The 23,490-nt window shown below is 68.0% G+C and carries 22 protein-coding genes; 8 read left to right on the top strand and 14 right to left on the bottom strand.

Annotated features, from left to right (window positions below; translation table 11 throughout):
• Positions 1-15 precede the first annotated feature (15 nt).
• The 5 genes from OA56_RS01755 (at position 16) to OA56_RS01735 (ending at position 5,728) form a co-directional block, all read left to right on the top strand.
• Positions 16-1,083: a branched-chain amino acid ABC transporter permease gene (locus OA56_RS01755; protein WP_055423258.1), complete on the top strand. Its 1,068-nt coding sequence runs from the start codon at positions 16-18 to the stop codon at positions 1,081-1,083.
• A gap of 53 nt (positions 1,084-1,136) precedes the next feature.
• Positions 1,137-2,468 (top strand): ABC transporter substrate-binding protein, encoded by a 1,332-nt coding sequence (locus tag OA56_RS01750; protein WP_461583258.1) that lies wholly within the window; start codon positions 1,137-1,139, stop codon positions 2,466-2,468.
• 82 nt (positions 2,469-2,550) lie between these two features.
• Positions 2,551-3,387, top strand: a complete 837-nt coding sequence (locus tag OA56_RS01745; protein WP_055423256.1) for an ABC transporter ATP-binding protein — start codon at positions 2,551-2,553, stop codon at positions 3,385-3,387.
• A gap of 12 nt (positions 3,388-3,399) precedes the next feature.
• On the top strand, positions 3,400-4,662 hold the full coding sequence (locus OA56_RS01740; protein ID WP_461583257.1) for a phenylacetate--CoA ligase family protein: 1,263 nt from the start codon (positions 3,400-3,402) through the stop codon (positions 4,660-4,662).
• Entirely contained in the window at positions 4,655-5,728 is a 1,074-nt protein-coding gene (locus OA56_RS01735) for a CaiB/BaiF CoA transferase family protein (protein ID WP_206202209.1), read from the top strand. Before OA56_RS01740 ends, OA56_RS01735 begins: the two co-directional genes overlap by 8 nt.
• Here OA56_RS01735 and OA56_RS01730 read toward each other — a convergent pair.
• The 10 genes from OA56_RS01730 to OA56_RS01685 all read right to left on the bottom strand — a co-directional run bounded on the left by OA56_RS01730 (position 5,725) and on the right by OA56_RS01685 (position 15,149).
• On the bottom strand, positions 5,725-6,282 hold the full coding sequence (locus OA56_RS01730) for a PhaM family polyhydroxyalkanoate granule multifunctional regulatory protein (protein ID WP_055423253.1): 558 nt from the start codon (positions 6,280-6,282) through the stop codon (positions 5,725-5,727). The two genes, OA56_RS01735 and OA56_RS01730, sit on opposite strands and share 4 nt — an antisense overlap.
• Before the next feature lie 71 nt (positions 6,283-6,353).
• A complete protein-coding gene (locus OA56_RS01725) occupies positions 6,354-7,049 on the bottom strand; it encodes a nucleotide-binding protein (RefSeq protein WP_461583256.1) in 696 nt (231 codons plus the stop codon).
• Between the two features lie 102 nt (positions 7,050-7,151).
• On the bottom strand, positions 7,152-7,901 hold the full coding sequence (locus tag OA56_RS01720) for a class I SAM-dependent methyltransferase (RefSeq protein WP_461583255.1): 750 nt from the start codon (positions 7,899-7,901) through the stop codon (positions 7,152-7,154).
• A 33-nt stretch (positions 7,902-7,934) separates the two neighbouring features.
• Entirely contained in the window at positions 7,935-11,522 is a 3,588-nt protein-coding gene (locus OA56_RS01715; RefSeq protein ID WP_461583254.1) for an indolepyruvate ferredoxin oxidoreductase family protein, read from the bottom strand.
• A 160-nt stretch (positions 11,523-11,682) separates the two neighbouring features.
• The gene (gene rlmH / locus OA56_RS01710) at positions 11,683-12,153 is read right to left on the bottom strand and encodes a 23S rRNA (pseudouridine(1915)-N(3))-methyltransferase RlmH (RefSeq protein ID WP_055423249.1); all 471 of its coding nucleotides are present in this window, start codon (positions 12,151-12,153) and stop codon (positions 11,683-11,685) included.
• Between the two features lie 10 nt (positions 12,154-12,163).
• Positions 12,164-12,529, bottom strand: a complete 366-nt coding sequence (gene rsfS, locus OA56_RS01705; protein ID WP_055423248.1) for a ribosome silencing factor — start codon at positions 12,527-12,529, stop codon at positions 12,164-12,166.
• Positions 12,526-13,254 carry a nicotinate-nucleotide adenylyltransferase gene (nadD, locus tag OA56_RS01700; RefSeq protein ID WP_055423247.1) on the bottom strand — a complete coding sequence of 243 codons (729 nt, stop codon included), beginning with the start codon at positions 13,252-13,254 and terminating at the stop codon, positions 12,526-12,528. Before nadD ends, rsfS begins: the two co-directional genes overlap by 4 nt.
• Positions 13,235-13,984 carry a BPSS1780 family membrane protein gene (locus tag OA56_RS01695; RefSeq protein WP_055423246.1) on the bottom strand — a complete coding sequence of 250 codons (750 nt, stop codon included), beginning with the start codon at positions 13,982-13,984 and terminating at the stop codon, positions 13,235-13,237. The genes nadD and OA56_RS01695 overlap by 20 nt, the downstream gene beginning before the upstream one ends.
• Before the next feature lie 13 nt (positions 13,985-13,997).
• Complete coding sequence (locus OA56_RS01690; protein WP_055423245.1) at positions 13,998-14,345, bottom strand: DUF2782 domain-containing protein; 348 nt, start codon at positions 14,343-14,345, stop codon at positions 13,998-14,000.
• A 78-nt stretch (positions 14,346-14,423) separates the two neighbouring features.
• Positions 14,424-15,149: an LOG family protein gene (locus OA56_RS01685; RefSeq protein WP_055423244.1), complete on the bottom strand. Its 726-nt coding sequence runs from the start codon at positions 15,147-15,149 to the stop codon at positions 14,424-14,426.
• 68 nt (positions 15,150-15,217) lie between these two features.
• Here OA56_RS01685 and polA point away from each other — a divergent pair, with 68 nt between their 5' ends.
• The gene (gene polA, locus OA56_RS01680) at positions 15,218-17,938 is read left to right on the top strand and encodes a DNA polymerase I (RefSeq protein WP_461583253.1); all 2,721 of its coding nucleotides are present in this window, start codon (positions 15,218-15,220) and stop codon (positions 17,936-17,938) included.
• An 11-nt stretch (positions 17,939-17,949) separates the two neighbouring features.
• On the top strand, positions 17,950-19,710 hold the full coding sequence (msbA, locus tag OA56_RS01675; protein ID WP_198289002.1) for a lipid A export permease/ATP-binding protein MsbA: 1,761 nt from the start codon (positions 17,950-17,952) through the stop codon (positions 19,708-19,710).
• Positions 19,711-19,792: 82 nt separating this feature from the next.
• On the opposite strand, the gene cobC is transcribed toward msbA, so the two are convergent.
• The 4 genes from cobC to cobU all read right to left on the bottom strand — a co-directional run bounded on the left by cobC (position 19,793) and on the right by cobU (position 22,785).
• Complete coding sequence (gene cobC / locus OA56_RS01670; RefSeq protein WP_055423241.1) at positions 19,793-20,350, bottom strand: alpha-ribazole phosphatase family protein; 558 nt, start codon at positions 20,348-20,350, stop codon at positions 19,793-19,795.
• Positions 20,335-21,114 carry an adenosylcobinamide-GDP ribazoletransferase gene (gene cobS, locus OA56_RS01665; protein ID WP_461583252.1) on the bottom strand — a complete coding sequence of 260 codons (780 nt, stop codon included), beginning with the start codon at positions 21,112-21,114 and terminating at the stop codon, positions 20,335-20,337. Before cobS ends, cobC begins: the two co-directional genes overlap by 16 nt.
• Before the next feature lie 25 nt (positions 21,115-21,139).
• Entirely contained in the window at positions 21,140-22,180 is a 1,041-nt protein-coding gene (cobT, locus tag OA56_RS01660) for a nicotinate-nucleotide--dimethylbenzimidazole phosphoribosyltransferase (protein WP_461583251.1), read from the bottom strand.
• Positions 22,181-22,251: 71 nt separating this feature from the next.
• On the bottom strand, positions 22,252-22,785 hold the full coding sequence (gene cobU / locus OA56_RS01655) for a bifunctional adenosylcobinamide kinase/adenosylcobinamide-phosphate guanylyltransferase (RefSeq protein WP_055423238.1): 534 nt from the start codon (positions 22,783-22,785) through the stop codon (positions 22,252-22,254).
• Between the two features lie 70 nt (positions 22,786-22,855).
• Here cobU and ampD point away from each other — a divergent pair, with 70 nt between their 5' ends.
• On the top strand, positions 22,856-23,464 hold the full coding sequence (gene ampD / locus OA56_RS01650) for a 1,6-anhydro-N-acetylmuramyl-L-alanine amidase AmpD (RefSeq protein WP_072247923.1): 609 nt from the start codon (positions 22,856-22,858) through the stop codon (positions 23,462-23,464).
• Positions 23,465-23,490: the final 26 nt, after the last annotated feature.

Here is a 23,490-nt window from a genome sequence, read left to right as displayed (position 1 = left end):
CGGGAGGAACGTGAGATGATCTATCGCGAGGCGGGACAGTTCAAGGCGAGCTACGAGGAAGATCAGCAGATTTTCCCCATCAAGCAGGACCGCATCGTCATGGCGGCGCTCGTGGCTGCGGCGTTCTTCGTCGCGCCCTTCGTGGCGAGCGAATACTGGCTGCAGGCGGTGCTCACGCCGGTACTGGTGTTCGCCCTCGCTGCCCTGGGGCTCAACATCCTCACCGGTTACGCCGGGCAGCTGTCGCTGGGCACGGGGGCCTTCATGGCCGTGGGGGCGTACGCCACTTACAATTTCTTGCTGCGCCTCGACGGGCTGCCTTTCCTGGTGGGACTCGTCCTCGGCGGGCTGAGCGCGGCGGCCGTGGGGGTCGTCTTCGGCCTGCCTTCGCTGCGCATCAAGGGTTTCTACCTCGCCATGGCTACGCTGGCGGCGCAGTTCTTCATCGTCTGGGCGCTCGCCAAGTTTCCCTGGTTCTCCAACTATTCTTCCTCCGGCATCATCACCGCGCAGCGCATCGAGATCTTCGGCTTCGCTTTCGATACGCCGGCGCGCAAGTATCTGCTCACGCTCGCCATCGTCTCGCTGCTCGCCCTGGTGGCGAAGAACCTCGCGCGCACCAACACGGGCCGCTCGTGGATGGCGGTGCGCGACATGGACGTGGCGGCCGAGGTGATCGGCATTCCGCTCATGAAGACCAAGCTGCTCGCCTTCGCCGTCTCTTCCTTTTACTGCGGCATCGCCGGCGGGCTCTACGCCTACACCTACCTCGGCACGGTGGAGCCCGATGGCTTCGGGCTCGATCTTTCCTTCAAGATCCTCTTCATGATCATCATCGGTGGGATGGGTTCGGTGCTGGGGGCTTTTCTCGGCGCGGCCTTCATCCTGTTGCTGCCGGTGGGACTCAACGTGCTGATGCACACTTCGGTCGGGGCGCTCGTCCCGGCCACGCTCGCCTCGAACCTGGAGTTGATCGTGTTCGGCGTGCTCATCATCTTCTTCCTGATCGTCGAGCCGCACGGCCTCACCCGCCTGTGGCAGATCGGCAAGGAGAAACTGCGCCTGTGGCCTTTCCCGCACTGAGCGGAGGCGGTCGACGGCGCGGGCGTTTCACCACACCAAGAGGAGGCATGGCGATGAAACTGAAAAAAGCATGGCTGACGGCGGTGGCGGCGGCCACCGTCTGGGGCGCGGCCGGTCTGGGTACGGCGCAGGCGGCGGAACAGTACCTCGGCTTGCCGAGCTATCGCGTCGGACCGTACGCGGCCGGCGGCACGGGGGTGTTCGGCGGCTGGATCGACTACATGAAGCTCATCAACGAGCGCGAGGGCGGGGTCAATGGTGTCAAGCTCGTGTGGCAGGAATGCGAGACAGAATACAACAACGCGCGCGGCGTGGAGTGCTACGAGCGGCTGAAGAAACAGGGGGACCAGCAGAACGTGCTCTTCGCCCCGGTCTCCACCGGCATCACCTTTGGCGTGTTCGAGCGCGTGCCGCAGGACAAGATCCCGCTGCTGTCGATCGGCATCGGCCGCTCGGACACCGCCGACGGGCGCGTCTTCCCCTGGGTCTTTCCCATGATCGCCACTTACTGGTCGCAGGCCTCGGCCATCGTCGGTTACCTCGGCCAGCGCGAGGGGGGGATGGACAAGCTCAAGGGCAAGAAGATCGCCGTGCTCTATCTCGACTTCGCCCCGGGCAAGGAGCCTTTCCCCGTGCTCGACCGCTTGGCGCAGAAGTGGGGTTTCACCACCGAGAAGATCGCCGTGGCCATGCCCGGCAACGAGCAGCAGGCGCAGTGGCTGCAGATCCGGCAGATGCGACCGGATTACGTGATTCTGCTCACCTATGGCGTGTCGAACCCGACGGCCCTGAAGACTGCGGCGCGCACGGGTTTCCCGGCCGAGCGGATCGTGGGCTGGTGGTGGTCCGGGGCCGAGGAGGACGTCGTGCCGGCGGGCGATGCCGCCAAGGGCTTCGTGGCCGGGGCGTTCAACCCGGCGGGCACCGACTTCGCCGTCATCCAGGACATCCAGAAGCTCGTCTATGCCAAAGGCCAGGGCGATATGCAGGATCCCAAGCGCGTCGGCAGCACCTATTACAACCGCGGCGTGGGCCACGGCATCATCTACGTGGAAGCGCTGCGGCTCGCGCAGGAGAAATTCGGCAAGGGCAAACCAGTCACCGGCGAGCAGATGCGCTGGGCGCTGGAAAACCTCAAGCTCGACGAGAAGCGGCTGGAGGCGATCGGCGCGAAGGGCCTGATGCCGGCGCTGGCGCTGTCGTGCGCCGACCACGAGGGCTCGGGGCGGGTGCGCTTCCAGCAGTGGGACGGCACGAAGTGGGTGTCGGTCTCCGACTGGATCGAACCGGACCGCGAGCTGGTGCGCTCGCTGGTGGAAGAGTCGGCGGCGGCCTACGCCAAGGAAAAAGGCATCACGCCGCGTGATTGCAGCAAGGAGCAGTGAGGCATTGGCGGCGGTCCTCGACGGGCCGCCGCGCTCCTTGGGGGGAGCTTGGGGACAGGAGAGCCAAGGATGAGGGCTGGGCATGAATGCTGAAGCGCTTCGCGGGGCCGCCGGCGGCGAACCCTATCTCGTCGTCAACAACGTCGAGGTGATCTACGACCACGTGATCCTGGTGCTCAAGGGCGTCTCGCTCGAAGTGCCGCGCGGCGGCGTCGTCGCCCTGCTCGGCGCGAACGGGGCGGGCAAATCGACCACGCTCAAGGCCATCTCCAACCTGCTGCGCGCCGAGCGCGGCGAGGTGACCAAAGGCTCGATCAGCTTCAAGGGGGAACGCGTGGATGATCTCACGCCCAACGAGCTGGTGCGCCGGGGTGTCATCCAGGTGATGGAGGGGCGGCACTGTTTCGAGCACCTCACCATCGAGGAAAATCTTCTCACCGGGGCCTACACGCGCAGGCTCTCGCGCGCCCAGCTCGGCCAGGCGCTCGAGCGCGTCTATCACTACTTCCCCCGGCTCAAGGAGCGGCGCAAGTCGCAGGCCGGCTACACCTCGGGCGGCGAGCAGCAGATGTGCGCCATCGGCCGGGCGCTCATGGCCGCGCCCGAGATGATCCTGCTCGACGAACCTTCCATGGGCCTGGCGCCGCAGGTGGTCGAAGAGATTTTCGAAATCGTGCATGAGCTCAACGCCAAGGAAAACGTGAGCTTTCTGCTCGCCGAACAGAACACCATGGTGGCGCTGCGCTACGCCAATTTCGGCTACATCCTGGAAAACGGCCGCGTGGTGATGGAGGGCGACGCTCAGGAACTGCGCGAGAACGAGGACGTGAAGGAGTTCTACCTCGGTCTGTCGTCGCAGGGGCGCAAGAGCTTCCGCGAGGTGAAACATTATCGTCGGCGCAAGCGCTGGCTGTCTTGACGGAGAGAACACATGACCCAGGGGACGACTCGGGCGGCGCGGCGCCGCTACTACGACGAGCGCGAGACCTGGCCGCAGGAGCGGCGTGAAGCCGATCTCTTTGCCCGCTTGCCGGCGCAGATCGCGCATGCCAAGGCGCATGCGCCGGCCTACGCCAGATTGCTCGCCGACATCGATCCAAGTGAGATCACTTCGCGCGCGGCGCTCGCCCGGCTGCCGGTGGTGCGCAAGTCGGAATTGCTGGAACTGCAACAGCGCGAGCGGCCGTTCGGCGGTTTCGCCGCTGTCGGGTGGGGGCGGGAGGTGCTGCGCGTATTCGCTTCCCCCGGCCCGATCTACGAGCCCGAGGGCAACCGGCCGGATCATTACCGCATGGCGCGTGCCCTCTTCGCCGCCGGTTTCGGCGAAGGAGACCTGGTGCAGAACACTTTCTCCTATCACATGACGCCAGCGGGCAGCATGATGGAGACCGGTGCGCATGCGCTCGGCTGCACCGTCTTTCCGGCCGGAGTCGGGCAGACCGAACTGCAGGTACAGGCGATCGCCGATTTGAAACCGAATGCCTACACCGGTACACCTTCCTTCCTGCGCATCCTGATCCACAAGTGCCGTGAGGCAGGCGTGGCGCTTTCCCTGCGCAAGGCTTTCGTTTCTGGCGAAGCGTTCCCTCCGGCACTGCAGCGCGAAGTGGCCGAAGCCGGCATCGACGCCTATCAGGGCTACGCCACCGCGGATCTGGGCCTCGTCGCCTACGAGACCGAGGCGCGCGAGGGGCTGGTACTCGACGAGGACGTGATCGTCGAGATCGTGCGCCCAGGCGGGAGCGAACCGGTGCCCGAGGGCGAGGTGGGGGAGGTGGTGGTCACTACCTTCAATCCGGTCTATCCCCTGATCCGCTTCGGTACGGGGGATCTCTCGGCCGTCTTGCCCGGCATCTCGCCCTGCGGGCGCACCAACACGCGCATCCGCGGCTGGCTCGGACGGGCGGATCAGACGACCAAGGTCAAAGGGATGTTCGTGCATCCCTCGCAGGTGCTGGCGGTGGCTTCGCGCCACCCTGAAGTGCGGCGCGCCCGGTTGGTGGTCGAGAATCCGAATCTCTCCGACGTCATGATTCTCGAGTGCGAAGTGGCGCAGGGGGACGACGATCTGCGTCAGGCGATCGAGACGAGCTTGCGCGAGATCACCAAGCTGCGCGGCGAGGTGCGTTTCGTGCCGCCAGGCAGCCTGCCGAACGACGGCAAGGTGATCGATGATCGGAGGAAATATGACTGAGATGACTGAGCCCATGCCTCTGCTTGCGGGCATGACGGTGCTCGATCTCTCGCTGCTGCTGCCGGGGCCGATGGCCGGTTGGCATCTGGCCGAACTCGGTGCGCGCGTGATCAAGGTCGAGCCGCCCCAAGGCGACGACGCCGCGCGTTTGGGCGTGCGCCTGCCCGGGGAGGACGAATCCTTCATTTACCGTCGTCTCAATGCGCGCAAGGAAATCCATCGCATCGATCTCAAGAGCGAGGAGGGGCGGGCGTGGTTCGCGGCGCGTCTGCGCGAGGCCGACGCGGTGCTCGAAGGATTCCGTCCCGGCGTGCTCGAGCGGCTCGGCTGGGGGTTCGACGCCATGCGCGCGCTCAATCCGCGCATCGTGCTGGTGTCCATCTCCGGCTACGGCCAGGACGGGCCGATGGCGCAGGCGGCGGGGCACGACATCAACTATCTCTCGCTCGCCGGGGTGCTGCATCAGACCGGCACGGCCGGTGGACCGCCCGCGCAGTGCAACCTGCAGATCGCCGACCTGCTGGGCGGGGCGCTGCACGCGGCGCTGGCCGTGGTGGCCGCCGTGCATGCGGCGCGGCGCGACGGGGTTGGCGCGCACGTCGACCTCTCCATGACCGAGGCCAGCTGGGCGCATCTGGTATTTCCTCTGGCGCAGGCGCTGGTCGAAGGGCGCAGCGAACCGCGCGGTGCGGGGCTGCTCACTGGCGGGGTGCCGTGCTATGGCGTCTACGAGACTGCCGACGGGCGCCACCTCGCCGTCGGGGCGCTGGAAGAGAAATTCTGGGTGCGGCTGTGCGAGGCGATCGCTCGCCCCGACCTCATCCCTTTCCATCGCGCCGCGGGCGACGAAGGGGCCAGGGCCAGAGCGGAACTGGCGGCGGTGCTGCGCACGCGCACGCGCGACGAATGGGCGGTGTTCTTCGCGCCGCTCGATTGCTGCGTCACGCCGGTGCTTGCACCCGAGGAAACGCTGGAGCACCCGCTCTTTCGTGAGCGGAATGCCCTGAAGACGGCGGAGGAAGGCGGCCCCTGGCCTCGCTCGCCGCTGCGGGTGCGGCGGGGTTAGGCGTTTTCGCCGCCGCCTTGATCGGGCGCCTGGGCGCTTTTCTGCCGCCGTCGCGCCGCCTTGGGTTTGGGCGAAGATCCTTCCGGGCCCGTGTCCGCGCCGGCCGAGGGCGGCGCGGCCGGAGACTCGGCTGCGGGCGGTGGGGAAGGGGGTTGGGAGAAGGCCTGATGCGCCGCCTGAGCGGCGGTGGCGGTGGCCTCCACCGTCTGCTGGGCGGCCTGTTGCATCGTCTGCCACAGCTGCGCCATCGCCTCGAAAGGATTGCCGGCCGGCGTGGTGGCCGCTTCCGCTGCTGCGGCTTGGCTCGCCGTGCCCATCTGGGAGAGCGAGAGGATGGCGACCCGCTGCATTTCCAGCGATTGGCGCGTCATCTGCAGGGTGCTGAGGTTCATCTGCAGCCACTGTTCCACCGCCTTGAACTCGGCGATGCGCCGCTCGACGTCGGCGAGGTCCATCGTCGGAAACACCATTCCCGGCAGCGGCACGCCGATGTTGGCGCACATCTGCCGCATGAAGGCGAAGGGATCGCTGCCCTCGAAGAAATTCTGCGTCATGGTCTTCCTCCCCGGTCGGTGCGGCACTTCGTGCCGCCGTTTTCCCTTGGCATTGTAGCGCGAGGCGCTCCTCAGCGCTTGAGGCGCAACGGCATTTCTTCTTCGGGAATGCCTTCACAGACTGCTTCGCCTTCTTCTTCCTCGAAGGAGGTGGGTAGCTCCCGGCCGAGGTCGAGCACTTCCAGCAGCTGGCGGGCGAATCGCCGGGCCGTGTTGTTGAGGGGGGTGGGAAGTTGCGCCGGCAGGCGCTTTTGCAGCAACAGCTTGGTTGCCGAGACCATCGGGACGGGGCGCAGGATGCGGCCGAGGTAAGGCGCCATCAGCTGCGCTACCGCGCGATCGGCCGCCTCGCGCTGCCAGGCGTTGACCGGCCACTGGCTGGGTACGGCGTAGGCGCGGGGGAACTGCTCGAGATCGGCGACGACCGTGCGGATATCTTCGTGCGACTCGCGAAACGGCAGCAGCACCAGATCGGACAGGGCATAGAGGCGCCGGTCGACGTCGGGACGGTTGCCGCCGCCGTCGATCACGCCGATCCAGTCATCGAGCGGGCGCAGCTTGTCGATGATGCGCTTGAGCGTATCGAGCGAGCGGGCGTCGGCGATCACGTAGCGCCGTCCGCGCGGATCGAGCGGTTGGCGGGTGGTGTCGGTGAGCACGCAGGCCGAGCGCCGGCCGAGCAGTCCCAGGCCGTGGCACAGCAGGTGCGAGAGCGTGGTCTTGCCGGTGCCGCCTTTGTTGCCGATGATCGCGATCAGGATCGCCATGACGAAAAACCTCGTGGTGGAGGGCAGCCTTGGCAGGATTATCGGCAGATACGCGCCGAATCTTGAGGAAAATAGCGGCCCCCTATCCCTCCAATTCCAACGCTACGCCACGCGGTAAAGCCAGAGAGGACGGGTGGTGCCTTGCGGCAAGACGCGGGCTTGGGGCTCGATCCCTGGGATGGGGAACTCGTTGCTACAGACGAGCGCTCCCGGCGGGAGTTCCGCGCAAGCCTTGCGCCACAAGTCGGGCATGGGCACGGGCGAGAGGAAGGCGTAGAGCACGTCGTATCCTGTCCAGGGCAGCGCGAAGGCATCGGCGCGCCGCAGGTGCAGGTTGGGCAGTCCGCGGCCGCGCCAGCGCGCGATCAGGTGCGGCAGGATCGCCTGCTCGACGCCCGTGAATTCTCCCTGGGGAAAGGCGCGTGCGAGCGCGACGACGACGCGTCCCGTGCCGCTGCCTACGTCCAGAAAGCGAAAAGGGCGATCCGGTGGCAAGAGCGCCGAGAGCGCCTCTATCGTGGCGCGGTGCGACAGAAAGAGCGGTACACGCGTGCGTACCGGGTTGCCGAAGACGAGGGCGAGCGCGACGAAGGCCGCCAGATACCATGCCGGCGCGAGCCCCAGGCCGTGCAGGGCCACGAGGGCGGGGGAAAAGACGAGGTGCAGGGCGAGCCACCACCAGGGGCTGCGCAGCAGCGCGGCCATGCCTGCCGCTGCGAACGCCTGCACGGCGAGGAGCGGCCACAGTCCGGTGATGAAGCCCAGGCGCGCGGCGGCGAAGGCGAGCAGCCAGCCCAGCAGCTGGACCAGGGCCGCGGCGAAAAGCGGCGAGCGCGGGAGGCGAAACGTCATGTTTTCATGATACCGCCTCGCGCGCTTCAGTGCTCAAGCCGGCACGGGGTATCCCGCCGCCGGCTGCGTCGCGCTGGCCGCGCCCGTTTCCTGCCAGCGTTGCCACAAGGCCGCGCGTCGCCGGGCTGCCTCTTCGCCGGCGGCGCGTTTGACGTGCCCGTAGCCGCGGATGCGCTGCGGCAAGGAAAGCAGCTCGGTGGCGAGCGCCAGGCGCTCGGCGGTGAGTTCGCGCAGCACGCGGTCGACGTCGCCCTCGAATTCGGCGACGAGCCCCCGCTCCCAGCGCCGCTCCTCGGTGCGGGCGAAAGGATCGAGCGCCGTGCCGCGCAGCCGTTTCATCTTCGCGAGCAGGGCGAAGGCGTGGCGCATGCTCGGACCGTACTCGCGCTTGGCGATGAGGCCGGTGACGGGGTCGGGGCGGGCAAGGAGCGGCGGGGCGAGATGGAAGCGCACCTCGAAGGGGCCTTCGAAGGTGTCCTCCAGTTTTTGCCAGAATTTCGGGTCGCAGTACAGGCGCGCCACTTCGTATTCGTCCTTGATCGCCAGCAGCTTGAAGTAGGAGCGGGCCACGGCGTCGGTGAGTGGCATCGTGCCGGGGGTCTCTTCGGCGGGGGCGCCGCGCAGCGCGCGTTCGGCCTCGCGCACGCGCGCCACCAGCCGGCGATAGCGTTCGGCATAGGCTTCGTCCTGGTAGTCGACGAGGTAGGTGGCGCGCCGTTCGATCACCTCGTCGAGCGTGCGGGCGAAGCGCGCCCCGGACTCGGCTGCGGGGCGGGCGAAATCGCGCACCGCCTGCGGCTCGTGCGCCATGCGCCGCCCCCACAGGAAGGCGGCGCGGTTCATGTCCACCGCCACGCCGTTCAATTCGATCGCGCGCATGAGCGATTCGTGGCGCACCGGCACCCAGCCTTTCTGCCAGGCGTAGCCCAGGAGGAAGAGGTTGGTGGCGATGGCGTCTCCCATGAGCCGGGTGGCAAGCCCCGTGGCATCGAGAAACTCGGCCGGCGCATCCCCCACGGCCTCGCGGATGCGCGCTTGCATCTCCTGGTCGGGAAAGGCCCAGTCGGGGTTGCGCAGAAAGTCGATGGTCGTAATCTCGGCGGCGTTGGTGACCACGCGCGTGCGTCCCGGGGCCATCTTGGTGAGCGCTTCGGCGCTCGCGGTGACGATGAGATCCCCGCCGATGACCACATCCGCCGCGCCGGCGGCGATGCGCACCGCATGCAGGTCCTGCGGCGTGGCGGCGATGCGGATGTGGCTGAAGACCGAGCCGTTCTTCTGCGCGAGCCCCGTCATGTCGAGCACGGTGACGCCCTTGCCGTCGAGGTGCGCCGCCATGCCGATGAGCGCGCCGATCGTGATCACCCCTGTGCCACCCACGCCGGTCACGAGAAGGTTCCAGGGCGATGCGAGCTCGGGCAGAATCGGTTCGGGCGGCTCGGTGAAACGCGCCGGCTCGTCGGCGAGCGCCTTGCCCTTGCGCGGTCGCCCCCCTTCGATGGTGACGAAACTGGGGCAAAATCCCTTGAGACAGCTGTAGTCCTTGTTGCAGTTGGACTGGTCGATGCGCCGCTTGCGCCCGAACTCGGTCTCGAGCGGCACCACGGCCACGCAGTTCGACTGCACGGTGCAGTCGCCGCAGCCTTCGCATACGCCTTCGTGGATGAAGACGCGCCTGGGGGGATCGGGGTAGAGGCCGCGTTTGCGCCGGCGCCGCTTCTCGGCGGCGCAGGTCTGGTCGTAGACGAGGGCGGAGACGCCCGGCAGTTGCCGCAGCTCGCGCTGGATCGCCTCGAGCTCGTCGCGATGCCGGATCGGGACGTGGCGCAGGTCGGCCGGACCATAGGGGCGCGGCGTGCCGTCGGTGACCACCACGATGTTGGCCACGCCTTCAGCCTGCAGCTGTTTGACGAGCAGCGGCACGGTGAGCGGGCCATCGACCGGCTGACCGCCGGTCATGGCCACGGCGTCGTTGAACAGGATCTTGTAGGTGATATTGACTCCGGCGGCCACCGCCTGACGGATGGCGAGAATGCCGGAGTGGAAATAGGTGCCGTCGCCCATGTTGGCGAAGAGGTGGCGCTCCTCGGTAAAGGGCGCCTGTCCTACCCAATTGACGCCCTCGCCGCCCATGTGGGTGAAGGTGGCGGTGCGCCGATCGGGCATCCAGGTGACCATGTAATGGCAGCCGATGCCGGCGACCGCCCGGCTGCCCTCGGGCACGCGGGTGGAGGTGTTGTGCGGGCAGCCCGGGCAGAAGGTGGGAACGCGTTCGGCGGCGGGCGGGCGCACGCTGAGCGCGCGTTCGCTCGCCTCGAGGAAGGCCAGACGCTCGCGGATGCGCTCGGAGGTGTAGAAGCGCGCGATGCGCTGGGCGATGACGCGGGCGATCTGCGCCGGCGTGAGCTCGCCGGCCGCGGGCAGCAGCCATTGGCCGTGGTCTACCGTTCCGTCCGGGCGCAGGATGTGGGCCCATTCACCTTTCTCGTCGAACTTGCCGATCACGCGCGGCCGCACGTCCTCGCGCCAGTTGTAGAGCTCCTCCTTGAGCTGGTATTCGATGAGCTGGCGTTTCTCCTCGACGACGAGGATCTCTTCGAGCCCTTCGGCGAAACGGCGCACCCCTTCGGCTTCGAGCGGCCAGACCATGCCGACCTTGTAGACGCGCAGGCCGATCTGCGCGGCGAGCGTCTCGTCGATGCCCAGATCGTCGAGCGCCTGGCGCACGTCCAGATAGGCCTTGCCGGAGGTGATGATGCCCAGGCGCGGCTGCGGCGAATCGATGACCACGCGATTGAGCCCGTTGGCGCGGCAGTAGGCGAGCGCGGCATAGAGCTTGTGGTGCAGCAGCCGTTTTTCTTGCACCAGCGGCGGATCGGGCCAGCGGATGTTGAGGCCGTCGGGCGGCAGGGGAAAATCGTCGGGGATGCGGGTTTCGATGCGAAACGGATCGACGTCGATCGAGGCCGAAGTCTCCACCGTGTCGGCGAGCGCCTTGAAGGCCACCCAGCAGCCGCAGTAGCGCGACAGGGCGTAACCGTGGAGGCCCAGGTCGAGGTATTCCTGCACGCCGGCCGGTGCGAGCACCGGCATCATCAGCGCCTTGAAGACGTGATCCGTCTGGTGCGGCAGCGTGGAGGACTTGGCGGCATGGTCGTCGCCAGCCACGGCCAGCACGCCGCCGAAGCGCGAGGTGCCGGCGGCGTTGGCGTGGCGGAAGACGTCGCCGCATCGGTCCACCCCCGGCCCCTTGCCGTACCACATGGCGAAGACGCCGTCGTATTTGGCGCCGGGGAAGAGCCCCACCTGCTGCGTGCCCCAGACGGCGGTGGCGGCGAGGTCTTCGTTGACGCCGGGCTGGAAAACGATGTGGTGCGAGCGCAAGTGTTCCTTGGCGCGCCACAGGGTCTGATCGAGCCCGCCCAGAGGCGAGCCGCGATAGCCGGAGACGAACCCGGCGGTGTTGAGCCCGGCGGCTGCGTCGCGTTCGCGCTGGATGAGCAGCAGACGCACGAGCGCCTGGTAGCCGGTGAGATAGACGCGCCCAGTGACGCGATAGCGGTCGTCGAGCGAGGCGAGGGGGGCGGCCACGGCGGGCGCGCCGGCAGGGGTGCTGGCCATCGGTGTCTCCTCCTTTCATCCGCCGGGCTCGCTCGTGGCGAGTCGGCAGGGATTCATGCGGTCGGGCGCGGGTAGGCGCCTCTTCTCCGCTTCAGCTTAGTCGAGGAGTAAGCCTAGTGCCAAATGGTTGCTTGCGGCAGTCGGGTAAACCCTGAAGGGTTTACTCGCGGTGATAGGGATGTCCGGCCGTCAGGCTCCAGGCGCGATAGAGCGCTTCGATGAGCACGACGCGGGCGAGCGCGTGCGGCAGCGTCAGACTGGAGAGGCGCACGGTTTCGTCGGCGGCCTGCAGTAGCGCGGGATCGAGCCCGTCGGGCCCGCCGATGAGGAGCGCCACGTCGCGTCCGTCCCGGCGCCAGGACTGGAGCCGATCGGCGAGCTGCTTCGTATCGAGGTCGGAGCCATGCTCGTCGAGCGCGACGAGGCGTGCCCCGGTGGGGATCTGCGCGCGCAGCCGTTCGGCTTCGCGGCGCTTGAGTTCGACCACGGGCTTGCCGCCGGTGCGCGGCTCGGCTTTGACTTCCACGATCGCCAGCGGCAGATCGGGGGGAAAACGCCGCGCGTATTCGGCGCAGGCGGACTCGGCCCAGGAAGGCAGGCGCGTGCCGACCGCTAGCAGCGTGAGCTTCATCGGCCGGGGTTCAGGCGCTTTGCCGCCCGCCAGCGCCGTGCTGCCACAGGTCTTCGAGGCGATAGTAGGCGCGCACGGCCGGCTGCATGACGTGCACGACGACCGGTCCGAGATCGACGAGCACCCATTCGCCCAGCGCCTCGCCCTCGACGCCGACGATGGGGATGCCGGCTTCCTTGGCGCGCTGGATCACGCGTTGGGCGAGCGCCTTGGTCTGGCGCGTGGACTGGGCGCTGGCGACGATGACGCGATCGAAGAGCGGCGAGAGCGCTTGCGTGTCGAACACGCGGATGTCTTCACCTTTGACGTCTTCGAGGGCGCCCACGGACAGGGCGGCGATGGCTTCGGCATCGAGCAGGGTATCGGTGGCGGTCATGGGATCAGAGAGTCTCCTTGGTACAGCGAATGGGTGGCGATGTAGCGCAGCACCGCCTCCGGCAAGAGATAGCGGGCGCTGCGCCCCTCGTGCAGCAGCCGGCGGATGCTCGTGGCCGAGATGGCGAGCGGCGTGTTGCGGAAGAATCCGACGAGGCCGGCCGGGGTCTCGGCAAGGTGCGCGAGTTTCGGTGCACGCCGTACGGCGAGTACCTCCTGCAGCGCCGGCGGCAAGCCGGCTCCGGGCTCAGGGGGATCGTCTTCGGGCGGTTCGCTTCCCCAAGGCGGCGGAAAATCCGGCCGCATGGCCACGAGCAGGTGGGCCAGCTCGAAGAGCCGCTGCCACTGGTGCCACGAAGGCAGGCCGAAGAAGGCGTCGGCGCCGAGAATCAGCACGAGCGGGCGGTGTGGACCGTAGCGGCGGCGCAAGGTTTCCAGCGTGGTGACGGTATAGCTCTTGCCGCCGCGGCGCAGCTCCAGGTCGTCGGCGCGAAAGGCGGCATGGCCACGGAGGGCGCAACGTACCATTCCGAGCCGATGGGCGGCCGGGGTGCCCGGCGCGGGCCGATGCGGCGGGTCGCCCGCCGGGATGAAGAGCACGCGCTCGAGGGCGAGCGCCTCGCGGGCCTCTTCGGCGAGCCGCAGGTGGCCGTAGTGGATGGGGTCGAAGGTGCCGCCGAGCACGCCGATCGGCCGCAGCGGGGCGTTAGCGGGGGCCGAAGACATCGCGTACTTGCAAGTAGAGCCCGGCGAAGAGCGTCGGCACGAGCACCAGCGGCAGCAGGAACATGGCGATGCCGAGCACGTAGGGATGGATGAGCGCGGCGAGCAGCGAGACCGCGAACGCCACGACGAAGGCGAGCGCCGCGAGCCCCAGCGCATAGAGGAGGAAAGGGCGCCAGTTGCGCAGCATGGCGTAGAAGCTGAAGAAGAGCGCCTTGATCCAGGGCTGCCGGTACCAGGCGACCAGCGGCGGGGCGAACCAGTAGGCCATGGTCACCGGCAGCGCCACCGCGAGCCAGACGAGCAGCGGCCACAGGAGTTGCGGGTCGCCCTCGAGCGAGGCGGGATCGATCGTGCCGCGGTACAGGCCGAGCAGCAGGCCGCCGTCGACGAGCACCGTGGCGAGCACGGCGAGCAGGTTTCCCGCCAATTGGAAAGCGCCGAGGAGGGCGAGCGAGCGCCAAGGACCGCGGAATCCGGCGAAAAGAATCTCTGGTCCCGGACGGCGCCCGGCTTCGGCAGCGGCCATGCCCTCGAGCACGCCGATGGAAAGAATGGGCATGAGGAGCGGCGCGATGAGCTGTCCGAGATAGGGCAGGCTGGAAGCGAGCAGCAGGATCAGCACGTAGGCGAAACTGACGTAACTCGTGAGCGCCGGGGCGCGGCGCCACAGCGCGAACCCGTCGGCGATCCAGCGCCAACCCTGCGAATACCCTAGGATGTGAGCGTGCATGCGGCGCCCGTGCTCACCAGGACTTGAGGATCCACATTGGCACGGAGAGCTCCGGCGTGCCGTCGAAGCGCTCCATCACGCCGTTGCCGGTGCGATCGATCAGATAGTACGGCGTCCCTCCGTGGGCCGGTACGACCTTGATCATATAGACGCGCCCGCCGACGCGGTATTCGGTGACTTCGTCCTCTCCTTCCTTGCGGATCGTCACCTGGGGTTCGATCAGATCCTCTTCGGTGATCGGTCCGGGCAGCGGCGGCGGCTCCGGGATCGGTTCGAGCGGCGGGCGCGAGGATTGCTGCGCCCAAGCCGTGCCGGCCATGAGCAAGGAGGCGAACAGGAAGGGGCGAAGGCGGGGTTTCATGGATACGATTCCGACGGGGAGGCTTCTTGCCGGCATTCTACAATAGCGGCAGGCAGACTCGCCCTTTTCTTCGCTTTTTCACAGGTTGAGCATCAGCTCGCGCTCCGTGGGCAGGGGCTCGAAACCGCGGCTTTCGTAGTACTTGAAGATCGCCGCGACGATCTCGTCGGGATCGTCGATGAGCTGCACGATGTCGAGGTCCTTCTCGTCGATCATCCCTTCGCCCACCAGGCGCTCGCGCATCCAGTCGAGCAGCCCCTGCCAGAAGGGGTGATGGACGAGGATCACGGGGATGCGCCGGCTTTTTCCCGTCTGGATGAGGGTCATCGCTTCGAGCAGCTCGTCGAGGGTGCCGAATCCGCCGGGCATGACGACGTAGGCCGAGGCGAACTTGACGAACATGTACTTGCGCGCGAAGAAGTGGCGGAACGTCTGCGAGATGTCCTGGTAGGGGTTGGCGTGCTGCTCGTGCGGCAACTGGATGTTGAGCCCCACCGAAGGGCTCTTGCCGAAGTAGGCGCCTTTGTTGGCCGCTTCCATCACGCCGGGGCCGCCGCCGGAGATGACGGTGAAGCCGGCGTCCGACAGTTTGCGCGCGATGCGCTCGGCGAGCAGGTAATAAGGATGGTCGGGGACGACGCGGGCGCTGCCGAAGATGCTCACCGCCGGCCGGATGGCGGCCAGCCGCTCGGTGCCCTCGACGAATTCGGCCATGATGCCGAAGATGCGCCAGGATTCGCGTCCGTTGTACTGGATGTCCTTGGGGTCGACGATGGGGTTGGGGAGTTTGTCGTGCAGCGGCATGGTCTTCCTTTCATCGTGCGCCGAACCGCGGTATAGTTTCCCGTTTGCAAGCTTCTGTGAGAGACGCCATGACGACGCGTCTGCTGCTCGTCGACGGTTCGAGCTATCTTTATCGAGCGTATCACGCTTTGCCCGATCTGCGTACCTCGCGTGGCGAGCCCACCGGTGCCATCCGCGGCGTGCTGTCGATGCTGCGGCGTTTGGCGCAGGAATTTCCCTCCCCTTATCGCGCCTGCGTGTTCGACGCGCCGGGCAAAACCTTCCGCGACGAGTGGTATCCCCAGTACAAGGCGCAGCGCCCCGAGATGCCCGAAGACCTCGCCGCGCAGATTCCCGTATTGCACGAGGCGATCGAGGCCGAGGGCTGGCCGCTCCTGATGATCCCAGGGGTGGAAGCCGACGACGTGATCGGCACGCTCACCCGTCAGGCACTGGCGCGCGGCTGGGAGGTGGTGATCTCCACCGGTGACAAGGACCTCACCCAGCTCGTCGGCCCGCGGGTGCTGTGGGTCGACACCATGCGCGGCGAGAAGCTCGACGCCAAGGGCGTGGAGGAGAAGTTCGGCGTGCCGCCCGAGCGCATCGTCGATTACCTGGCGCTGGTGGGCGATACGGTCGACAACGTCCCCGGGGTGGCCGGCTGCGGTCCCAAGACGGCGGCGAAGTGGCTGCAGCAGTACGGCTCGCTCGAAGCGCTGCTCGCGCACGCCGACGAGATCAAGGGGAAAGTGGGGGAGAATCTGCGCGCGGCGCGCGACTTCCTCCCGTTGGCAAGAAAGCTCCTGACGGTGCGCTGCGACCTCGATCTGCCGGTGCGGCTCGACGACCTGCAGGCGCGTCCGCCGCAGCGCGAGAAACTCCTCGCGCTCTATGAACGGCTCGAATTCCAGGCGTGGTTGAACGAACTGCGGGCGCAGGGGGTTGCAGCCCCGGCGGGGCAGGAGGGCGGCGACGGGTTCGAAACGCCCGCGCAGGCCGCGGCGCGGCGTTCGGCCTACGCCTGCATCACCGACTGGGACGAATTCGAGCGCTGGCTCGGTGAAATCGAGCAAGGCGCCCGCGTGGCCTTCGACACCGAGACGACCAGTCTGGATGCGCGCAACGCTTCCCTCGTCGGCGTCTCCTTCGCCGTGGGGCCCGGGCGGGCGTGCTACATTCCGCTCGCGCATCGCGGGCTCGAGGTCGGGCCGCAGCTGCCGCGCGAGGAAGTGCTGCGCCGGCTCGCGCCCTGGTTTGCCACGGCCGATGGCAAGGTGGCGCAGAACGCGAAGTACGACTGGCATGTGCTCGCGGCGCACGGGGCGGAGCCGGGCGGGACCATCGACGACACGATGTTGATGTCCTATGTGCTCGAAAGCGACGCCCAGCACGACCTCGATCGCCTCAGCCGCCGCTGGCTTTCGCTCGAACCGCTCACCTACGCCGAGCTGTGCGGCAGCGGCAAGAAACAGATCGGCTTCGACGAAGTGCCGCCGGCGCGCGCGGCGGCCTATGCCGCCGAGGACGCGGACCTCACTTGGCGGCTCTTCGAGGTGCTCTCGGCCAAACTCGCTGCCGAACCCAGGCTCGAGCGCGTCTATCGCGACATCGAGCGCCCGCTCGTGCCGGTGCTGGTGGCCATGGAGCGCGCCGGCGTGGCGATCGACCCCAAGGTGCTCGCGGCGCAGTCCCGCGAGTTCGAGACCCAGCTGCGTGTGCTCGAGCAGAAAGCCCATGAACTGGCGGGGCGGGCATTCAATCTCGCCTCGCCCAAGCAGGTCGCCGAACTCCTGTTTGGCGAGCTGGGCCTGAAAGCGGCCAAGAAGACCGCCGGGGGTCAGGCTTCGACCAGCGAGGAAGTGCTCGAACGCCTGGCGCACGAGCATCCCATCGTCGAGGTGCTGCTGCAGCACCGCCAACTCTCGAAACTGAAGAATACCTATCTCGACAAACTGCCGAAGATGATCGATCCGCGCACGGGGCGGGTGCACACCACCTTTTCCCAGAGCGTGGTGGTCACGGGACGCCTGTCCTCGAGCGAGCCGAACCTGCAGAACATCCCGGCGCGCACGCCCGAGGGGCGGCGCATCCGCTCGGCCTTCGTCGCCCCGACCGGCTGCCTGCTGCTGTCGGCGGACTATTCCCAGATCGAGCTGCGCATCATGGCGCACCTCTCGGGCGATGCGACTCTGGTGGCGGCCTTCCTGCATGGCGAGGACATCCACAGGCACACCGCTGCCGAGATCTTCGGCGTGCCGCTCGAGGCGGTCACGCCCGAGCAGCGGCGCGTGGCCAAGACCATCAACTTCGGCCTCATCTACGGCATGAGCGCGCATGGCCTGGCGCGCAGCCTGGGGATCGACCGCGCTTCGGCGCAGGAATACATCGACCGCTATTTCGCCCGCTATCCTGGGGTGGCAAAGTACATGGAGCAGGCGCGCAAGACGGCCTATGAGCAGGGCTACGTCGAGACGCTCTACGGGCGCCGCGTGTGGCTGCGCCACATTCGTTCGCGCAACCCGGCCCAGCGCCAGGCCGACGAGCGCGCGGCGATCAATGCCCCCATGCAGGGCACCGCGGCCGATCTCATCAAACTGGCCATGATCGGCGTGCATCGCGCCTTGCAAGAGGGCGGCCTCGCGACGCGGCTCGTCCTGCAGGTTCATGACGAACTGGTGCTTGAAGTGCCCGAGGCGGAGGTGGACGCCGCACGTGCGCTCGTCACCGACCAGATGCAGAACGTTGCCAAGCTCCGTGTGCCGCTCGTGGTCGACGTCGGCGTGGGACGTAATTGGGACGAGGCGCATTGATGGAACGAAGCATGGATTCTTCCTGGGTGCTCTATCGCCGCCTGTGGCAGTACGTGCGCCCCTATCGCGGCGCGTTCGCGCTGGCCATGCTCGGTTACGTGATCTTCGCCAGCGGCCAGCCGATGATGATGGGCGCGCTGAAGTATTTCGTCGATGGCCTGACCAACCCGGCGCGGGCTCGGCTGGTGGTGCCGGCGTTGGGCGAAGTCGACACGCTCTACCTCGTGCCGGCGGCCTTGATGCTGGTGGCGCTGTGGCAGGGGATCGGCTCGTTTCTCGGGGCCTACTCCATGTCCAAGGTGTCCGTAGGGATCATCCACGACCTGCGTGCGGCGCTCTTCGCGCATGGGCTGAGGCTTCCTACGGCCTATTACGATTCCCAGGATTCCGGGCGGATCATCTCGCGGCTCACCTTCGACGTGACCATGACCACCGGCGCCGTGACCGAGGCGGTGCGCGTCGTCGTGCGCGAAGGCTTGACCGTGGTCTCGCTCTTTTCCTATCTGCTGTGGTCGAACTGGAAACTCACGCTGGTGCTGGCGGTGCTCCTTCCCGTGCTCGGCGCGATGATGCGCAGCGCCGGGCGCAAGCTGCGCTCTGCCTCGCGCCGCTTGCAGGAGACGATGGGGCGCATCACCGCCATCGCCACCGAGGCGGTATTGGCCCAACGGGTCATCAAAGCCTTTGGCGGCGAGCAGCGGGAATTGCAGCGCTTCGCCCGGGCCAACGACGAGGATTTCCAGCGGCAGCTGCGGCTGGCGCGGATCGGGGCACGCAACGGCTCGACGACGCAGCTCGTCACCTTCGTGGCGATCGGCTCCTTGCTGTGGCTCGTGCTGTGGCTGCGCGGCGATGCTTCCGCCGGTGAGCTGGTGGCCTACGTCACGGCCGCGGGGCTGCTGCCCAAACCGATCCGGCAGCTGACCGAGGTCAATAGCCGCATCGCCCGCGGCTTGGCCGGGGCCGAGAGCATTTTTTCGCTGCTCGACGTGCCGCCGGAACATGACGAGGGGAGCTTTGCCCCCGAGCGTGCCCGCGGCGAGATCGCCTATGAGGGGGTGCGCTTCCGTTATCCCAATGCCCAAGACTGGGCGCTCGACGGCCTGGATCTGCGCATCGAGCCCGGCTCGGTGGTTGCCCTGGTGGGCCCCTCGGGCAGCGGCAAGTCGACCATGGCCCAGCTGCTGCTGCGCTTCTACGATCCTACCGAGGGTTGCATCCGCTTGGACGGCGTCCCCTTGCCGCAGTGGCGGCTCGCGGCGCTGCGCCGTCAGATCGCCTACGTCGGACAGCAGGTGGTGCTGTTCGACGCGACCGTGGCGGAGAACATCGCCTACGGGGCGGGCGAGCGGGCGGTGTCGCGCGAGGAGATCGTCGCCGCGGCGCGCGCGGCGCATGCGCTGGAGTTCATCGAGCGTTTGCCGCAAGGTTTCGACACCCCCATCGGCGAGAACGGGGCGCTGCTCTCCGGCGGCCAGCGCCAGCGCCTGGCGATCGCCCGCGCCTTGCTGAAAGATGCGCCGGTTCTGGTGCTCGACGAGGCGACCTCCGCCCTGGACAACGAATCCGAGCGCGCGGTGCAGGCAGCCTTGGAGACGCTCATGCAAGGGCGCACGACGCTCGTGATCGCGCACCGCCTCACGACGGTGGAGCGGGCCGATCGCATCGTAGTGATGGAGCGCGGCCGCATCGTCGAGAGCGGCACGCACGCGCAGCTGCTCGCCGCGGGCGGGCGCTACGCGCAGCTGTACCGGGAGGATCTGGTGGCATGAAGGCCGAAGCGCCTTCCGCGCTTCGGCCATGGCCCTCGGCTATCCCCACCGGTGGCAGCTGCACCGTGCAGGCAGCGCCGGTTTACGTCCGGTTGAACCACCGCAGCATGCTTCCCCAGGGTTCGAGGTCGATGCGCGTGGCCTGGGCGCAACCGAAGTCGAGCGACAGCCAACGCTCGCGTGGCAGCCCCAGCAGATGCCCGGCGAGCACGCGCAAGGGGCCGCCGTGGGCGACGATCACGATCGCCTCTTCATCCTGGTGGCGTTCGCGCGTCTCCTGCCACCATTCGAGCACGCGGATGGCCATTTCGGCGGCCGACTCGCCTCCCGGCGGTTGAAACCCGAAGGGATTTTTCGCCCAGAGTTCCAGGGCTTCGCCCAGGGACTCGAAGGGTTGCAGCTCCCATTGGCCGAAGTGCATTTCTTTTAGCCGTTCATCGAGGATGGGCTGCCCTAGGACCTGGGCCAGCGCCAGCGCCCGGCTCGAGGGGCTGGAGAAGAGACGGAATCGTTCGGGCAGCCAGGGACGCAGACGTTCGGCGGCCTCTTCGGCGGGTTCGGCCAGCGGCACGTCGCTGTGGCCATAGCACAGCTGCGGGTCGATGGCCACGCGCGGATGTCGGATCAGATGAATTTCCATGCAGCCAAGATTCCTAGCAGAAAGGCGATTTCGCCCGTTTGTTGGACGGCGCCGAGCACGTCGCCGGTATAGCCCCCCAGCCGGCGGGCGCATAGCCGCGTCCATGCGGCCCCGGTGGCCCCGGCGGCAGCGAGCCCCGCGAGCGCGACCGGCGGCGGGAGCAAGGCGAGCGGTGCGAGCACCCCGAGCGCGGCGGTGAGCCGTGCCGTGCCGTCCAGTCCTTGCACCACCGGTTTGGCGCGGCTCGTGGCGTCTTCGGCGCGCGCGTAAGGCAGGGCCAGCATGGGGACCAGCACCGTGCCGCGCGAGACCGCGTGCGCGGCCATGAGCGCGGCCAGGATCGCCACCCCGTCGAGCCGGACGGCGATCGCGGCAGTGAGTGCGATGCGCGCCGCCAGCGCCAGGATGAGCGCCGTGGCGCCATAATTGCCCAGCCGCACGTCCTTCATGATGGCGAGGATGTGCATTCTATCCCAGCCCGCGCCGAAGCCGTCGACGGTATCGCTCAGACCGTCCTCGTGCAGGGCGCCGGTGAGCGCCACTGCGGCGGCCACGGCGAGCACGGCGGCGACTTCCGGCGGCCAGAGCCAGCGCGCCAGGAGCAGCACGGCCCCGCAGAGCAGTCCGACGACGATGCCTGCCCAGGGGAAGAATCCGATGGCGCCGCTCTGGTGAATCGGCACCTGCGGCAAGTCGCGCGGCAGCGGCAGCCGGGTGAAGAACTGCAGCGCCGCGACGAACCGCCAGAAGAGGGTGCGGATCATGTATGAGGCGGGGGCGCGTGGCGGTTCAGCTGCCCGAGGCCACGCCGGCGGCCGAGAAACTGGCCATCTCGCGCAGGAAGGCGGCGGCGGAAACGATGAGCGGATAGGCGAGCGCTGCGCCGGTACCTTCGCCCAGACGCAGATCGAGTTCGAGCAGCGCTTCGGCGCCAAGCCGCTCGAGCTGCAGGCGGTGTCCCGGCTCCTGCGAACGGTGCGAGAAGAGGCAGTAGTCGAGCACGGCCGGTTCCAGGGCATGGGCGACGAGGAGCGCGGCGGTGACGATGAATCCGTCGACGAGGATGACGAGGCGGCGCTCGGCCGCCGCCAGCATCGCCCCGGCGATCTGGCCGATCTCGAGCCCGCCATATTCGGCGAGCACGTCAATCGGATTGGCGGGTACGCCGCCGCGTACGAGCGCCGTCTCGAGCAGCCGGCGCTTGGTCGCCAGTCCTTCGTCGTCGAGCCCCGTGCCGCGGCCGGTGATCGCCTCGAGCGGTGCGCCGGTGAAGCAGTGCGTCAGCAGGGTGGCGGAGGCCGTGTTGCCGATGCCCATTTCGCCCAGCAGCAGGCAATCGGTCTCGGGCGGCAGGCGGCGCACCAGCTCGGCGCCGGTGGCGAGGCTGCGCACGGCAAGTTTCCGGCCGAGCGCCGGGGCCTGGAGGTAGTCGTTGCTGCCGAAGGCGAGCTTGGCATCGATCAGGCCGGGGCGCGGCGCGAACACGTGGTCGACGCCGGCGTCGACCACGGCAAGGGGGATGCCGTGCTGGCGGCAGAAGACGTTGATCGCCGCGCCGCCGGCGAGGAAATTCTCCACCATCTGCCAGGTGACTTCGCGCGGAAAGGCCGAGATGCCGGGCCGGCGCGTGGCGCCGTGATCGGCGGCGAAGACGAGCGCCTGCGGGTGTTCCTGGCGGGGATCGAGGCGGCGCTGGATGAGGCCCATGCACAGCGCCGTGGTTTCGAGCCGCCCCAGCGCGCCGCGCGGCTTGGTCTTGTCGTCGATGGCGCGCTGCAGGCGGGCGGCGAGGTCCGGGTCGTGCGTCGGCGTGAGGGAGAATTCGAGCATCGAAAGGGAAGGATCGTCGGCGAAAGCCCGCATTGTACGCAAAGGCGATGGCGGGGGAAACGCCGGCGCCGCTATTTCAGGCGCAACGGCAGTCCGGCAGCGACGAAGCTCACCGCGGCCGCGCGCGCGGCGACGTCCTGATTGAGCCGCCCGGCCTCGTCGCGGAAGCGCCGCCCGAGCGCCGTTTCGGGAACCAGTCCCAGCCCGACTTCGTTGGCGACCAGGACGAGCGGCCCCGGCGGGGCGGCTACGAGTTCGAGCAGCGCCGCACGTTCGGCGGAGAATTCCTCCGGGCCGCGGCGCGGCGTGTCGTCGAGACAGGCCAGGAGCCAGTTCGACAGCCACAGCGTCAGGCAATCGACGAGCACGAAGCGTCCGGGGGCGGCATGGGCGCGCAGCGCGTCGGCGAGTGCGAAGGGGGCTTCCACCGTGCGCCAGTGGGCGGGGCGCTCACGTCGGTGGCGGGCGATGCGCTCGGCCATCTCTGCGTCGCGCGGCTCGCCCGTGACGATCACCGTCACCGGCAGAGCGCTTTCTTCGGCGAGCCGCTGGGCCAGGGCGCTCTTGCCGCTGCGGGCGCCGCCGAGCAGGAAGTGGGCGCTCATGAGGTAGGGGTCCGATCCGTGGAAACCCTCTATTATAGGGAGGACGGCGACCACTGGTGTGGGGGGAACGATGGAGGGGAAAGAGGCGCTTGAGGCCTGCATCGACCGGCGCGTGGCCTCGCCCAACTGTGACGAGCGCCCGGCAGGGATGCCGATCAGCCTCGTGGTGCTGCACGCGATCAGCCTGCCGCCGGAAGTCTTCGGTGGCGACGCGGTCGAGCGGCTCTTTACCAACACGCTCGATCCGGCAGGGCATCCCGCCTTCGCCTCACTCGAAGGGCTGCGCGTGTCGGCACACTACTTCATCCGGCGCGACGCCGAGACGATCGAATTCGTTCCTCCGGATCGCCGTGCCTGGCATGCCGGTCTCTCCTGCTGGGAAGGGCGGGCCCGCTGCAACGATTTCTCCGTGGGCATCGAGCTGGAAGGATCCGATCGCCAGCCTTTCACTTCCGCCCAATATGAGCGGGTGGCGGCGCTCGTCGCCGCCCTCCTGAGACGATATCCTTCGATCGACTCGGTTGCAGGGCACTGTCATATTGCGCCGGTCCGCAAGACCGACCCCGGACCTTTCTTCGACTGGCACCGTTTCGCTGCCCTTCTGCCTCCGACGTCGACGGCGCGCGTGCGGATCGCAGGCCTTTCTTCGGGGCGTTTTCTTCCCCTTTTGCTGTCGTAAGGATGCAACAAACGCGGGTCGGCCGC

This window comes from Tepidiphilus sp. HLB4 (assembly GCF_054823945.1).
Note: the sequence above shows the minus strand (reverse complement) of the source record. Positions and strands in the feature narration are given on the sequence as shown.